The following is a 14,280-nucleotide window of genomic DNA, read 5'->3' as shown; positions in this document are numbered from 1 at the left end:
GGCCGGGTCAGGCCGTGGTCTTGCGCGTCTTCCGGCGCTTGCGAGGTTCGCGGCGCGACCTCTCGTCCTCGAAGGTCCTCGCACTGGTCGCGGGCATGCTGTGGGCAAAGCAGCACCGTAGCCGCCCGCTACCGCGATACCCGCACCTCGCTGACCACTGACCCACCCCGCCACGCGCGACCTTGAGAGGACGAACCCGATGGCCGGCGTCGGCCCGACCCGCACACCCCTGGTGGACGTCCACGCCCACTTCCTGACCGACCACTACGTCCAGGAAGCGAAGGACGCCGGACACCTCCACCCCGACGGCATGCCCGGCTGGCCCACCTGGAACGCCGCCCAGCACCTGGAACTGATGGACCAATGGGGCATCGCGACCTCCATCCTGTCGATCTCCTCGCCCGGCGTCTCCTTCGGCGACCCCACCGCCACCCGCACGCTGGCCCGGCACGTCAACGACACCGCAGCGGAGATCCGCCGCGCCCACCCCGACCGATTCGGGCACTTCGCCTCCCTACCACTGCCCGACGTCGACGCGGCCCTGGAAGAGCTGGCGTACGCCATCGACCAGCTCGGCAGCGACGGGGTGGCCACCGAGAGCAACGTCGACGGCAGCTACCTCGGCGATCCGCGCTACGAACCGCTGCTCGCCGAACTCGACCGACGCCGCACCCCCGTCTTCGTCCACCCCACCTCGCCCCCCAACTACCAGGCCGTGTCGCTGGGCCGCCCACGCCCCATGCTGGAGTTCATCTTCGACACCACCCGCACCGTCTCCGACCTGGTCTTCAACGGTCGCCTCCAGCGCTACCCCAACATCCCCTGGATCTTCACCCACGGCGGCGGCACCCTGCCCCTGCTCACTCAGCGCATGGAGCTCTTCCGCAGCGTGTTCGGAGCAGGCAGCACAACCGACGTCACGGACCCAGTAGGCCCGATCCCAGAACAGATCGGCCGCCTTTGGTTCGACATGGCCGGCACCCCCTTCCCCTACCAGATCCCCGCCCTGACCACCGCATTCGGCAACGAACGCCTGCTGTACGGCAGCGACTACTGCTGGACCCCAGCCGCAGGCACCACATCCCAGGTCGACTCCGTCGACGCCGCCCCCCAACCCGACGGCGACACCTGGCGCGCCCTGACCACCCGCAACGCACAGCGGCTCTTCCCCCGCCTGGACGACCTCAGCTGAAATCACCTTCGGACCCGGCCGCCAGAAGATGAGCAATCGTCAAGACCTGTGGATGAAGATCTTTAGGCGGCTTACGGTTGTGGCGGGCGGATGCCCTTCGGCGGCGTGATCAACCCCGCGAGCGGTCAGAACACCCGGATAGCGATCTCCGCCGGGTCGGCGAGCAAGGACTCGATCTCATCGTCGAGCCGGACGAGCGTGATCGACGCACCTGCCATGTCCAGCGACGTGCAGTACTCGCCGACGTAGTTGCGGCCCACGGTGATACCGCGGTCGGCGAGCTGGTTGTGTGCCCGCCGGTAGAGGATGTACAGCTCGCTGATCGGGGTGCCGCCCAGGCCGTTGACCATGAGGGCGACCCGGTCGCCGGACTCGAACGGCAGGTCGCCCGCCACGGCGTCCAGCAACTCGTCGACGATCGCGTCGGCCGGCATCAGCTTCACCCGCCGGCGCCCCGGCTCGCCGTGGATGCCGACACCCATCTCGATCTCGTCAGCCGGCAGGTCGAACAGCGGCGTCCCCTTCGCGGGCGGCGTGCACGCGGTGAGGGCCATGCCCATCGTGCGGGTGACGCTGTTGACCTTCTCCCCGATCCGGTAGATCTCGTCGAGGTCGGCACCGCGCTCGGCCGCTGCCCCAACGGCCTTCATCACGAAGAAGTTGCCCGCCACACCCCGCCGGCCGACGGTGTAGGTCGAGTCCTGGACCGAGACGTCGTCGTCGATGAACAGCGTGCGGACGGTGATGTCCTCGGCCTCGGCGAGCTCCTGGGCCATGTCGAAGGCCATCCGGTCGCCGGTGTAGTTGTTCACCAGGAGCAGCACGCCCTTGGGAGTGGCGAGCAGCTTGATCGTCTCGTAGACGTAGTCGGTGGGCGGGGCGGCGAACACGTCACCCGGGCAGGCGGCGTCGAGCATGCCCGGGCCGACCGTCATGACATGGGCGGGCTCGTGGCCGGACCCGGAACCCTGGATGATCGAGACCTTGTCGTCACGCGGGGCGTCCGTCCGCATGATCAGGTTGTAGTCCGGGACGTAACGGAGGGTCTCCGGGTTGGCCAGCGCCAGGCCCTCCAGCATCTCCGGCACGTAGTTCTTCGGGTCGTTGACGAACTTCTTCATGCGGTTCTCCGTCGGTCTCGTCGTTGAGGGACTCGCCGTCCCGCGGTCAGGCTGCTCAGCCCGCCGATCCCGTCCAGGTCTGGGCGACACGCTCGGCCATCACCGCGACGGCGACAGCGCCCGCGTCGGGTGAACCGATGCTGCGCTCGCCCGTGTAGCTCGCACGGCCGCGCATTGCCTGCATCGGTGTCGTCGCGTCTGCTGCGGCGCGCGCGGAGCTGGCGGCGATCTTCGCTACCTCGGGGGCGGGCGTGGCCGGGTCGGCGGCGAGCTGCGCGGCGATCGCGTCCGTCATCGGCACCAGGGCGTCCAGGAGCGTCTTGTCGCCGACGTCGGAGTTGCCCCTTTTCTTGATCCCCTCGGCGGCACCCCGGAGCATCGCGACGACGTCCTCGCCGGTCAGCTCCGACTTCCCCTTCACCGCCGCGGACGCACGCAGGAAGGCCGTGCCCCACAGCGGGCCGGAGGTGCCGCCGACCCGCTTGGAGATGGTGAGGGCGATCTTCTGCAGGAACACCGACGGATCGGTGCGGTCGAAGGTGTCCCAGTCGGCCAGCACGATCTCGAATCCGCGAGCCAGGGAGTAGCCGAAGTCGCCGTCGCCCACGACCGCGTCGAGCTCACCGAACGCTTGCTCGTTGTCCACGGCGGTCTGCGCGATCGTACGAACGACGAACTCGAGATTCGCTGACGAGGTCATGGTCACTCCTTGCTGGACGGTCCGGCCGGCCGCAACGCCCTCTCGGTGAGAAGCGTCCGGAGATGGTCGAGGCGGACGACGGGCGTCGGGTCGAGTTCGAACGGGTCGTCGAGCACCTGTGTGGTCTCCCCCGGGTCGCCGAGCGACGACACCAGGAGCGCAGCGCCGGTGAAGTCCTCACCCACGGTGTAGCTGCTCGGGGTGACGACGCAGGCGAGCCCGGCGTCGAGCGCGGCGAGCATCCCGTTGCGGCTGTCCTCCACGACCACCACGGCATCCGGCGACATCCCCGTCTCCGACACGGCGAGGATGTAGATGTCCGGCGCGGGCTTCTTGTGTGGGACGACGTCGCCGGCGAAGACGGCGAACCGGCCGGCCAGCGCGTCGCCCATCACGTGCTCGACGACGCTGCGCACCGACGCCTCGGCGGACGTGGACGCGACGGCGAGCGACCAGCCGGCGGCGGCGGCCTCCTCCGCGATCCGCCGTACCCCAGGCCGAGGCGGGATCGACCCGCTCGCGATGATCCCCGTGTAGATCTCGGTCTTGCGGCGGTGCCAGCGCGCGAGGTGCTCGGCGAGCTCGCCACGGTCGGACGGGAGCCCGGCCGCAGCGATGAACTCCGGCGTCAGCATCGTGGCCATCCGTTCCTTGCCACCGCCGACCAGGAGCTTCTCGCCGTACTCGGCCTCGCTCCAGCGGACGGGAAGACCGAACTCCTCGAACATCGCGTTGAACGCGGGCAGATGGCCATAGCGTTCGGTGTCGGCGAGGACACCGTCGCAGTCGAAGACGAGGGCGGGCACCGGTCAGCCGACTCGACCGGCGCTGCCGAACTGCTCCATCAGCGACCCGGCCATGTCGACGGCCTCGTGGCGCACCGACCGGAAGAGCGACGGCGGGTCCCATTTGTCCTTCGCCGCCGTCTCCTGCAGGAACGCGAGGCTCGACTTCATGTATGTCTCCTTGAGCGCTGTGGAGATGTTGACCTTCGCGCAACCGCGGTCGATGAGATCGCGGAACTGCTCGTCGGAAAGGCCGCTCCCGCCGTGCAACGCGATGGGGACGGGGTGGGCGGCGACGATGTCGGAGACCCGCTGGAAATCGAGCTGAGGCGCGACCGCGTACGTGCCGTGCGCATTGCCGATCGACGGCGCGAAAACGTCGACGCCGGTGGCGTCGAGGAAGTCGAGGGCGACCTGCAGGTCCTGCCTCCTCGCCACGGTGTCGGAGCCGATCCCGTCCTCCACACCGGTGATCGACTCGATCTCCCCCTCGACGTGCGCGCCGTGCCTGCGGGCCTCGGCGACGACCTCGATGGTCTGCCGGGTGTTCTCCTCGACAGACAGGTGGGATGCGTCGAACAGCACGGAGTTCCAGCCGCGGTCGAGGCACGTCGTGATGACCTCACGCTCCGGGCAATGGTCGAGATGCAACGTGACCGGAACCTCGATACCAGCAGTCATCGAGGTCCACATGGAATAGAGCACGTCGACGCCGATCGACTTCACGGTCTTCACCGAGGTCTGCACGATCAGCGGCGACGACTTCTCGACAGCCGCCGCGAGAACGGCCTCGAGAGTCAGGTCGTTGAACACGTTGATCGCCGGCACACCGTACCGTTTGGCGAAGGCGTCGGACAGGATGTCCTTGAGCGACACGACAGGCACGGATTCCAGGCTAGTCAGGCGGCATCGCATTTCCAGGCGTGGTTCTCCCCATCTTCGCCTGGGGGAAATCCCCTACGTCGGCGCCTCGGACAGGTCCGTCCGGCGGGCGAGGGCCGTCCGATTGGGTGCACCGGTCTTGCGCAGCAGCGCCCCGACGTGCTTCTCGACGGTCTTCGCCGAGATCCCGAGCCGGTCGGCGATCTGCTTGTCGCGCATGCCGAGCTCCACCAGGGTGCGGACCTCGCGCTCGCGGCTGGTGAGCCGGCCGTTGCCCGCGCGGTCGTGCCTCCGAACTGCGCCGAGCACGGTCTCGGTGAGCAGCGTGTCGCTGCGGGCCGCGGCCAGTACGGCGCGGGCGAGCGCCGAGCCGTCCAGGTCGGTCCCGATGCAGCCGGAGGCACCGGCGTGCACGGCGTCGCGCAGCAGCCCGTCGGAGAGATCGTCGGTCATCACGAGCACCGAGACCCCCGGTCCCGCGGCGCGGATGTAGGAGGTCAGCCGGGCGCCGTCGAGGACTGGCATCCGCAGGTCGAGCAATACGACGTGAGGGTCGAGTACCCGCACCGCGTCGACCACCTCACGAGCGTCCCGGATCTCGCCCACGACAAGGATGTCGGGCTCAGCCTGCGCCAGTAGCCGGACGAGGCCTGCTCGCACGACGGGCCGCGCGTCGACGACGAGTACGCGCCACGGCACGTCCGCGCGGACCTCGCCGCCCGCATCGCGTGGCTCGTAGGGGATCCGCGCCCGGATCCGCGTGCCCCACCCCGGCGTCGACTCGATCTCCAGCTCGGCGCCGAGCCGGTGCGCCCGCGCGACGATCCCGTGCAGGCCGAGGCCGGACCGCCGGCGATCGGTGAGCACAGCCGGGTCGAATCCGATCCCGTCGTCCTCGACGACGACGGCGACGTCCTCGGCGCCGTACATCATCCCGACCCGGACCGACGCCGCTCTGGCATGGGTGATGACGTTGGTGAGCGCCTCCTGGATGAGGCGCAGCGCCTGCTGGCTGATCTCGGGCTGCAGCGTCGGCGGCTCGCCGGTCACGACGAGGTCGGTGCGGATACTCGTCGTCGAGCGCGCCCAGGCGAGCTCGACGGCGATGGCGTCCTCCAGTGAGTGCAGCTCGAGCAGGGCCGGCCCGAGGCCGAGGACAGTGCGCCGGGTCTCGGCGAGCGCGGCGCGGGCCGCCTCCCGCGCCGCGGCGATGTGCTCCGAGCCGGGCGGATCGTCGCAGGCGTCGAGGTGCAGGACGATTGACCCGAGCGCTCGGGCCACGGTGTCGTGGACGTCGCGCACGACCCGCTCCCGCTCGGCGCTCACGGCCAGTCGCCGGGCCCGTTCAGCGGCTTCGGCGTGCAGCCTCGCGTTGACGATGGCGATGGCAGCGTGGGTGGCGAACATACCCAGCAGCTCGATGTCCTCGGCGCGGAACCGGACCTGCGGGTCGGTGCTGAACACGACGCAGGCCCCGATGATCTCGCTGCCCCACTCGATGGGCACCGCGACGGTCGCGTGCAGCCGGGCCCGATCGGGCGGGGCGACGTGGCCCCCGCGGACCTGGGAGTAGTTGTCGAACACCACCGGCGCCCGGTTGGCGACGACGGCGCCGGTCGCGCCCTCGTGCAGCGGGAAGACCTTGCCCTCCTGGCAGCCGACGCCGAGATCGACCTCCTTGCGATAGGTTCCGGCCCGCTCGTCGACGGTGGAGATGGAGCCGGCGTCGCCGCCGAGGAGAACGACTGCGCGCCGCAGGATGCGGTGCAGCAGCGGCTGCAAGCTGAACTGGCCCGCGAGGTCTTCGACGGCTCCGGTCAGAGCGTCGACCTGGTCGTGCGGGCTGACCCGGGCGCGTCGTCGGTTCGTGACGGCCAGGGTCTCCTCGCCGCTCACCCCGGGGGCCCGGGCACGCGGCGGCGTCGGACACGCATATGTCGGATGGTAACCGCGGTGACGCCGGCCGGTTTCCGTCAAACGGCTGGTCACCGCGCTCTTCACGATGCTGACCGGCCCGCCCGGATCCCGACTCACGGCGGTGATCCGGGCGTGGACCGTGCCCCGCTACGGCAACAACACCACCTTGCCGCCGGCGTGCCCGTCGCGGACGAACCGCAGCGCGTCGGCGGCCTCGGCCAGGGGGTAGGTCCGGGTGACGACGACCTTCAGGGTGCCATCGGCCGCGGCCGGCAGCAGCGTGCGCCAGGCGTTGGCCCGGATCTCGGTGCCGGGGTCGGCCCCCGGGCCCCCGCCGATGAGCCGGATCCCGGTGTCGGCGCGCCCGAAGGCCGCTATCGACACGATGCGTCCGCGGTCGGCCACCAGCTCCAGGGACGTGTCCACGGCCTCGTCCGTGCCGACGGTGTCGACCGCGGCGTCCACGCCGCCCGGTGCGGCCGCGCGGACGCGGTCGGCCAGCCCGGGTCCGTAGGCGACCGGGACCGCGCCGTACCCGCGCAGCAGCTCGTGATTCCGCTCGCCTGCCGTGCCGACGACGGTCACGCCGGCCGCCACCGCCAGCTGCACCGCGATCTGGCCCACGCCGCCAGCCGCGCCGTGCACGAGCAGGGTCTCCCCGGCCTTGAGGTCGAGCACCGCCAGGGCGTGCGTCGCGGTGCCACCCACCAGCAGCGTCCCGGCGGCGTCCGCCCACGCCAGCCCCTCCGGCTTGGGCACGACGTTCGCCGCCGGCACCGTCACCGTGTCGGCGTAGGCGCCCGTGGGCGGGAACGTGACCACGACCTCGTCATCGACGGCGAGCGGACCGGCCGGCCCCTCCGCCCCAGGCCCGACGGCGGTGACCACCCCGGCGAGCTCGAGCCCGACGGGCAGCGGCAACCGGTCGGGATCGGCTCCCATCGCCCCACTGACGATCTTGTAGTCAACCGGATTGACGGCAGCCGCCTTCACCGACACCGTCACCTCGCCCTCGGCCGGTGCCGAGACGTCGGCCTCCACCTGGGACAGGACCTCCGGGCCACCGAACGCGGTGGCCACAATCTTGGTAGCCATTCCCTGCCAACACCCACGGGCCTCCCGCGATTCCGGGACCGCGTGTCCACCACAAGACCAACTATTGCGAAAACCCAGGGCTAAGGTGCGGTCATGGATCTCGGCGTCGGGCTTCCCTCCACCATTCCCTCGGCTACCGGGGCCGATGTGCTGACCTGGGCCCGCGAGGCCGACACGGCCGGCTTTGCCAGCGTGGGCACCCTGGACCGGGTGGTCTACGGCAACCACGAGACGATCCCGACGCTGGCCGCGGCGGCCGCGGTGACCAGCCGCATCCGGCTCACCACGGCGATCCTGATCGCCCCGTTCCGGGGCAACGGCGCGCTGCTGGCCAAGCAGCTGGCCAGCGTGGACAGCTTCGCGGGCGGCCGGTTGACGGTCGGCATCGCGGTCGGCGGCCGGCCGGACGATTTCAGCGCGACCGGGGCCGACTTCGACGGCCGGGGTGCCGCGTTCGACGCGCAGCTCGCCGAGTTCCGGGACGTCTGGGCCGGCGCGTCGCGGGGCACCGCCGGCCCGATCGGACCGAGCCCGGTGCAGCCCGGCGGGCCGCCGTTGCTGTTCGGTGGCATGGGCGTGGCCGCGTTCCGGCGGGTGGCGTCGATGGGCGCCGGGTGGATCGCCGGCGGCGGGGGCCTACCGATGTTCACCCAGGGCGCCGAGCGGGCTCGGCGGGCCTGGACCGAGGCCGGCCGGGACGGCGCCCCTCGGCTGGCCGGTCTGGGCTACTTCGCGCTCGGCCCGGACGCGTCAGCGCTGGCCTCGGGCTATCTGCACGACTACTACGGATTCCTCGGCGACTACGCCGACCAGGTCGCGGCTGGCGCGCTGACCAGCGAGAACGCCGTGCGGCAGGCCGTCGCCGAGTTCACCGATGCAGGCTGTGACGAGCTGATCCTGTTCCCGTGCTCCCCAAACCTCGACCAGCTGCACCGGCTGGCCGACCTCGGCCTGGGCTGACCCGGCCGCCGATCGTGGTCGGACCCGACGTCCGGCACGCTCGGGGTCAGGCCGTGGTCTTGCGTGTCCTCCGGCGCTTGCGAGGTTCGCGGCGCGACCTCTCGTCCTCGATCTGCCGGACCATGTCTCTACGCACCTCCGCGAGGGCATGATCGACGTCGCGCTCGTGGGATGTGGCCACGAGGTGCGCCCGTCCTGCTAGCCAGACTTGAAGGGTGACCTTCTGGTCCGGCCCCTCGGCGTCTTTCAAAGACACCTCGAGATCGACCTGGTCGTGTTCCCATCCAGACAGGTGCGGCGCGAGCGCGGACAGGGCCCCGAGAATGCGCGGCCGATCGGCTGCGGCGAAGCCGGCGCCCACGCGCAGGCGCTCTTCCAGGGTCCCTGCGGGACTGTTCTCAATTCCGCTCATCGGTACGCCTCTCTCGTAGGTTCAGCGTACGACTTCGCCCTGACCGACCGCGCTATGTCGGAGGCGAGCGCTGTCGCTTCGAGCATGCGCGGCGTTGAGCCGCGCCGGGCCAACTCGCGGGGACACCCCCCGCGTAGGGACGAGCGCCGGATCGAGGCCGAGCGGCGAACTTGGGGCGGCTCACCGATGCCGGCCCGCTCGCGTTCACTGCTCGGGCCGGGGCCGCATCAGGTCGAGCGCGAAATCGACGTATTGCTGGGCGATCTGTTCGGGGCTGTAGGGCCCGTCCGGGCGCCACCAGGTGGGGAGGGCGGTGCACATGGTCACCACCGCGCGTGCGGCTTCGTGTGGGTGGTCGTTGCGGAATCGGCCTTGGCGAACCGCCTCCTCGACCTCGTGATCGACCATGCGCTGCTGGGTGATGCGCAGCTCGGCGATCTTCTGCCGGTTGTCGGCGTCGAAGCTGCGCATCTCGCTCGCGCCGACGAAGCCGAGCTCCCTGCGGTGGGTGTGGAAGAGCGCGAGGTGCTCGATGAGCAGGCTGAAGCGTTCGACGGCGTCGCGTCCCTCGGCCTGAGCGGCGCCGGCTCGGGCGAGCAGGTCGGTCATCGTGTGGTCCAGGATGCTGACCAGCATCTGCTGCTTGCTGGCGTAGTAGTGGTAGATCCCCGAGACTGACAGACCGGCACGGGCTGCGATGCCGCGCACAGTGGCGCCGTGGTAGCCGATCGCGAGGAACTCGTCGAGCGCGGCGCGCAGGACCGGGTCGAAGTCGAGCGGCCCGTACTCGCGCCAGCGCGTCGGGACCTCCGCCGGTCCCGGCAGTCGGGGTTCGGGTGCCGGTGGCGCCTGGTCGAGTGTGGCGTCCGGCGTGATGACGATGTCCAGGATCTGGGGCACGGTCAGTTCGAGGGCGTCGGCGATCTGGCTGAGCCGGCTCACACTCAGGCCGGTTCGGCCGTTCTCGATCTGACTCAGGGTGGCCGGGCTGACCCGGAGAGCCCGGGCGAGGCTGCGCAGGCTGAGGCCCCTCGAAGTCCGTGCTGATCGCACTTGTGCGCCCAAGGTTGCGTCCGCCGCACCCCTGCCGCCCGTCGTCGTCATCCGCCCCATCCTGCGATCCACGCTGTTCAGCAATTCTAAACATGCTGTGCAGACAGTGACGAAAGCCTGCACTTGACGGGCATAAGTGTGATCAGCATCATCGTTCAAACAAAAGCCGTTCGATCGCTCGAACGTGTGCGCTCATGTTCGCTCGGAGGAGACGACTATGTCAGATGCCCCTGCCATGCGGGAGCTGCTCGGTGAGGACGCCCCGACCAACTGGGGCAAGTGGGGCCCGGACGACGAGCTGGGGTGCCTGAACTACCTGGACGCGAAGGAGGTGCTGCGCGGCGCCCAGCACATTCGTTCAGGTGATGTGTTCACGCTGCAGATCCAGATGGGCCGCACCGACGGCCCCGGCGACCCGCTGTGGCCGGGCCGGGAGGGGATCAAGCGCAAGAACGAGCTGGACGAGTCCACCTGGGACGGTGAGGGCGCGCCCGCGTTCCCAGGCGGGTTGCACTACGCCGACGACACCGCGCACATTTTCCTGCAGGGCTCCACGCAGTACGACGCGCTGGGCCACGTCTGGTACGACGGGCAGCTGTGGAACGGCTACGACGCCCGCAGCACCGTTGACGCCATGCAGAGGGCGTCGGTGCTGCCGATCGCGGAGAAGGGCATCGTCGGGCGCGGCGTGCTGATCGACATTGCCCGCCACCGCGGGAAGCAGTGGTTGGACAAGGGTGAGACGTTCGACCACACCGACCTCGAGGCCGCCGCAGCGGCGCAGGGGGTCACGATCGAACCGCACGACATCCTGTGCGTGCGCACCGGGTTCATGAAGTACTGGTACGAGCTCAACGACAAGGAGAAGTTCTACGAGGGCTTCTGCGAGCCGGGCCTGACCTACTCCCGCGAGCTCGTCGAGTGGTTCCAGCAGCGCGAGGTGCCCAACCTGGTCACGGACACCATCGCCAACGAGGTCACCTACGACCCGAACTCCGGGGTGGCATTGCCGCTGCACTGCGCGCTCATGCGCAACCTGGGCGTCACCCTCACCGAGATCGCGTGGCTCGACGACCTGGCCGACGCCTGCGCCGAGGATGGGCGGTGGAGCTTCCTCTACGTTGCAGCCCCGCTCAAGGTCGTCAACGGCACCGGCGCCCCGGTCAACCCCGATCGCGATCCGCTGAGGGATCGCGGCTGATGAGTGTCTACGACGACAAGCCCTGGCTGGGCCGCTATGACGAGGGTCAGCCGGCCGAAATCGAGGTCGAGTACGCCACCGCGCTGGAGTTGTTCCAGGCGGCGGTGCGCCGGGCCCCGGATGCCGACGTGGTCCGCTACTTCGACGGTCGGATCAGCTACCGCGAGCTCGATGCGTTGACCGACGCGTTCGCCGTGGGGATCACCGAGGCCGGGTTCGCCCCTGGCGAGCGAGTGGCGATCTTCGCCCAGAACGTGCCCCAGTTCGTCATCGCGCAGGTCGGCACGTGGAAAGCCGGCGGCATCGCTGTGTCGATCAACCCGATGAACAAGCAGCGCGAGCTCACCGAGCTGCTCGCGGACTCGGGGGCGACCGTGCTGGTGTGCCTGCAGTCGCTCTACCGCGACGTCGCGGCGAAGGTGGTGCCGGGCTCGGCGGTGCGCACTGTGCTGACCACCTCGGAGCTGGAGTACCAGACCCGCAACGACCCGCGGGTGTTCGCCGGCGTCGAGCGGATCGAGTGCCCGGGCACCACGGACCTGCTGGAGCTTCTCGAACGCCATCGGGGCGCGACCCCGCCCACGGTGACGCTCGGATCGGGCGACATCGCGTTCCTCACCTACACCTCCGGCACCACCGGACCGCCCAAGGGTGCGATGACCACCCACCGCAACGTGGTGTTCAACGCCCAGACCTATCGTGACTGGGTCGGCCTGGACGGGGACGACGTCGTTCTGGGCATCGCCCCGCTGTTCCACATCACCGGGCTGATCGGGCACATCGCCGTCGCCTTGCTGGTCGGGGCGCCGGTGGTGCTGATGTACCGGCTGGACCCGTCGCTGACGCTGGACACGGTCGAGGCCGAGGGTGCCACTTTCACGGTCGGGTCGATCACGGTGTTCATCGCCATGATGAACGCTGCCAACGCCGAGAAGGGCAAGCTCGCCTCGCTCACCAAGATCTACTCAGGGGGGGCCCCGGTCCCACCGAGCACGGTGAAGACGTTCTCCGACACGTTCGGCCACTACATCCACAACGTCTACGGCCTCACCGAGACCACCTCGCCCTCGCACGCGGTGCCCTTCCACCGCGAGGCGCCGGTGGATCCCGGTTCCGGGGCGCTGTCGGTGGGCGTGCCGACCTACAACACGGTAGTGCGGATCATCGGCGAGGACGGCAAGGACCTTCCAGCCGGCGAGGTCGGCGAGCTGGTCACCGCCGGGCCGCAGGTCGTCGCCGGCTACTGGAACAAGCCCCAGGAGACCGCCAAGGCGCTGCCCGGCGGGGTCCTGCACACCGGCGACGTCGGCTACATGGACGAGGCCGGCTGGTTCTACATCGTCGACCGCAAGAAGGACCAGATCAACGCCGGCGGCTACAAGATCTGGCCGCGCGAGGTCGAGGACGTGCTCTACGAGCACCCGGAGGTGCGCGAAGCCGCCGTGGTCGGCGTGCCCGACGACTACCGCGGCGAGACGGTCAAGGCGTTCGTGTCGCTCAAGAGCGGCGCGACGGCGACACCGGAGGAGATCATCGCGTTCACCAAGGAACGCATGGCCGCCTACAAGTACCCCCGACAGCTCGAGATCCTCGACGAGATCCCGAAGACCGTCAGCGGGAAGGTCCTGCGCCGCGAGCTGCGCATCCGCGCCTGGCCACACCGTCTGCTCCGCTGGGCCCGACGTCCCGGGCGCAGCGCGCGCAGCGGCGGCCACGACGCCACGCCACCCCGACATACGTGCGGCTGGCCAGCGGCCTGCCGACGCACGCTCACATCCAGGAGAGCCATGGCAAACACCGTCCTCATCGCCGGTGCCAGCGGGCTGGTCGGCGCCGCCTGCGTAGACCGGTTCCTCGACGACGACTGGAACGTCATCGCGGTGTCGCGGCGCCGCCCCGAGGTGTTCAGCGACAAGCCCTTCCAGCACCTGCCGCTCGACCTGCGCGACGAGGCGGCGATGCGCGAGGGGGTGCAGGACCTGTCGGACGTCACGCACGTCGGGCTGCGCCAGCAGCGGCTCCTGCGTGCCCGCCAGTTGCTGGAGACCACCGAGCTGTCCATTCCCGCGGTCGCGGCACGCTCAGGGTTCGGCTCGGACGTGGCCTTGCGCGTCTGTTTCGCTCGGGAGCTTGGGTTCTCGCCGCAGGCCTACCGGCGTGCCTTCCGCGTGCCCGGCGCCGCCTGAGCGCTCCGTGCGGTCGTCCTGCCGCTGCCCGCGCCGCCGTGTGCAGAGGTGGAAGACGTCGGCACCGTGCAGCTTCCGCTCAGTTCGCGTTCAATCGCTGCCGGCTGCGCGTCATCGTGTCGGAGCCGGGCGCTCGTTGGGCGCTCTCCCGCCATGCTCGCAAGCGCTCCTCGCCGGACCGATATTGGTGGACTATCTCCAGTCGCCGCATCTGCTCAGCGTCGGCACAGTGCAGGGCGTAGGCACGCTCGGCTTCGGCGAGCTCACCGGCGGACGCGAGATTGCGCGCATGTTGGGCGATCTCCTCTTCGCTCTGTGGCGGGGGACCGGCCGGCATGTCTCGGTGGTATGGGTTGTCCAAAGGCAGTCTCCCGGTGACGCGCCCATACGCACCCGTAATGAGCAACACGGCACCTACTGCGAAGCTGAACAGGACGTTCTCCATACGAAATGCCAACACATTCAGCGACGTGCCCAATATGAGCGCGTTGACGAGTCCGGACAGCAGGAACAGCCCTCCCAGCGTCATCGAGACGGTCGATGCCGTGTGGCCGCTACGAACGGCTGAGGCGAGGAGTATGACTCCGACGATCACCGAGACAGCGGCCAGCAGCCCGTTCGTGGACAGTCCCAGCACGATCGTGCCGGTGGTCGAGAAGAACGGCAAGCGTTGGCCGAGGCCGAAACACCCGAACAGAATGAGAAAGCCGCCGCATAGGGCGGCACAGACGCGGTGAATCGTGTGCACCGGATGTGGTCCAGGCCTGGGGTGCCAC

Annotated in this window: 13 protein-coding genes and 1 pseudogene; 5 read left to right on the top strand and 9 right to left on the bottom strand. The window is 69.8% G+C overall.

Going from position 1 to position 14,280, the window contains the following annotated elements:
- The first annotated feature begins 199 nt into the window (after nt 1–199).
- The gene (locus ABD143_RS19110) at nt 200–1,192 is read left to right on the top strand and encodes an amidohydrolase family protein (protein WP_343979865.1); all 993 of its coding nucleotides are present in this window, start codon (nt 200–202) and stop codon (nt 1,190–1,192) included.
- A gap of 125 nt (nt 1,193–1,317) precedes the next feature.
- Here ABD143_RS19110 and dhaK read toward each other — a convergent pair whose 3' ends face one another.
- From dhaK to ABD143_RS19080, 6 genes are all read right to left on the bottom strand, one after another.
- Entirely contained in the window at nt 1,318–2,313 is a 996-nt protein-coding gene (dhaK, locus tag ABD143_RS19105; RefSeq protein ID WP_343979862.1) for a dihydroxyacetone kinase subunit DhaK, read from the bottom strand.
- Between the two features lie 55 nt (nt 2,314–2,368).
- Nucleotides 2,369–3,013, bottom strand: a complete 645-nt coding sequence (gene dhaL / locus ABD143_RS19100) for a dihydroxyacetone kinase subunit DhaL (protein WP_343979859.1) — start codon at nt 3,011–3,013, stop codon at nt 2,369–2,371.
- 2 nt (nt 3,014–3,015) lie between these two features.
- Complete coding sequence (locus tag ABD143_RS19095; protein WP_343979857.1) at nt 3,016–3,819, bottom strand: HAD-IA family hydrolase; 804 nt, start codon at nt 3,817–3,819, stop codon at nt 3,016–3,018.
- A 3-nt stretch (nt 3,820–3,822) separates the two neighbouring features.
- On the bottom strand, nt 3,823–4,683 hold the full coding sequence (locus ABD143_RS19090; RefSeq protein ID WP_343979854.1) for a class II fructose-bisphosphate aldolase: 861 nt from the start codon (nt 4,681–4,683) through the stop codon (nt 3,823–3,825).
- A 72-nt stretch (nt 4,684–4,755) separates the two neighbouring features.
- Entirely contained in the window at nt 4,756–6,576 is a 1,821-nt protein-coding gene (locus tag ABD143_RS19085; protein ID WP_343979852.1) for a hybrid sensor histidine kinase/response regulator, read from the bottom strand.
- Nucleotides 6,577–6,744: 168 nt separating this feature from the next.
- On the bottom strand, nt 6,745–7,692 hold the full coding sequence (locus tag ABD143_RS19080) for a quinone oxidoreductase family protein (protein WP_343979850.1): 948 nt from the start codon (nt 7,690–7,692) through the stop codon (nt 6,745–6,747).
- A gap of 93 nt (nt 7,693–7,785) precedes the next feature.
- Here ABD143_RS19080 and ABD143_RS19075 point away from each other — a divergent pair, with 93 nt between their 5' ends.
- Nucleotides 7,786–8,652, top strand: coding sequence for an LLM class flavin-dependent oxidoreductase (locus ABD143_RS19075; protein ID WP_343979847.1), 867 nt, complete (start codon nt 7,786–7,788; stop codon nt 8,650–8,652).
- Between the two features lie 46 nt (nt 8,653–8,698).
- On the opposite strand, the gene ABD143_RS19070 is transcribed toward ABD143_RS19075, so the two are convergent.
- Together ABD143_RS19070 and ABD143_RS19065 are read right to left on the bottom strand one after the other, a co-directional pair.
- Nucleotides 8,699–9,064, bottom strand: a complete 366-nt coding sequence (locus ABD143_RS19070; RefSeq protein WP_343979844.1) for an HPF/RaiA family ribosome-associated protein — start codon at nt 9,062–9,064, stop codon at nt 8,699–8,701.
- Between the two features lie 204 nt (nt 9,065–9,268).
- The gene (locus tag ABD143_RS19065) at nt 9,269–10,240 is read right to left on the bottom strand and encodes a TetR-type transcription factor C-terminal domain-containing protein (RefSeq protein WP_343979841.1); all 972 of its coding nucleotides are present in this window, start codon (nt 10,238–10,240) and stop codon (nt 9,269–9,271) included.
- A gap of 94 nt (nt 10,241–10,334) precedes the next feature.
- Here ABD143_RS19065 and ABD143_RS19060 point away from each other — a divergent pair, with 94 nt between their 5' ends.
- The 3 genes and pseudogenes from ABD143_RS19060 to ABD143_RS19050 all read left to right on the top strand — a co-directional run bounded on the left by ABD143_RS19060 (nt 10,335) and on the right by ABD143_RS19050 (nt 13,504).
- On the top strand, nt 10,335–11,318 hold the full coding sequence (locus ABD143_RS19060) for a cyclase family protein (protein WP_343979839.1): 984 nt from the start codon (nt 10,335–10,337) through the stop codon (nt 11,316–11,318).
- Nucleotides 11,318–12,967 (top strand): annotated as a pseudogene (locus ABD143_RS19055) (class I adenylate-forming enzyme family protein); the annotation flags it as partial. The gene ABD143_RS19060 and the pseudogene ABD143_RS19055, both read left to right, overlap by 1 nt.
- A 138-nt stretch (nt 12,968–13,105) precedes the next feature.
- Nucleotides 13,106–13,504 carry a helix-turn-helix domain-containing protein gene (locus ABD143_RS19050; RefSeq protein ID WP_343980300.1) on the top strand — a complete coding sequence of 133 codons (399 nt, stop codon included), beginning with the start codon at nt 13,106–13,108 and terminating at the stop codon, nt 13,502–13,504.
- Between the two features lie 79 nt (nt 13,505–13,583).
- On the opposite strand, the gene ABD143_RS19045 is transcribed toward ABD143_RS19050, so the two are convergent.
- Nucleotides 13,584–14,252, bottom strand: a complete 669-nt coding sequence (locus tag ABD143_RS19045; RefSeq protein ID WP_343979837.1) for a DUF4383 domain-containing protein — start codon at nt 14,250–14,252, stop codon at nt 13,584–13,586.
- Nucleotides 14,253–14,280: the final 28 nt, after the last annotated feature.

This window comes from Pseudonocardia aurantiaca (genome assembly GCF_039526725.1).
GTDB classification, from domain to species: domain Bacteria; phylum Actinomycetota; class Actinomycetes; order Mycobacteriales; family Pseudonocardiaceae; genus Pseudonocardia; species Pseudonocardia aurantiaca.
Note: the sequence above shows the minus strand (reverse complement) of the source record. Positions and strands in the feature narration are given on the sequence as shown.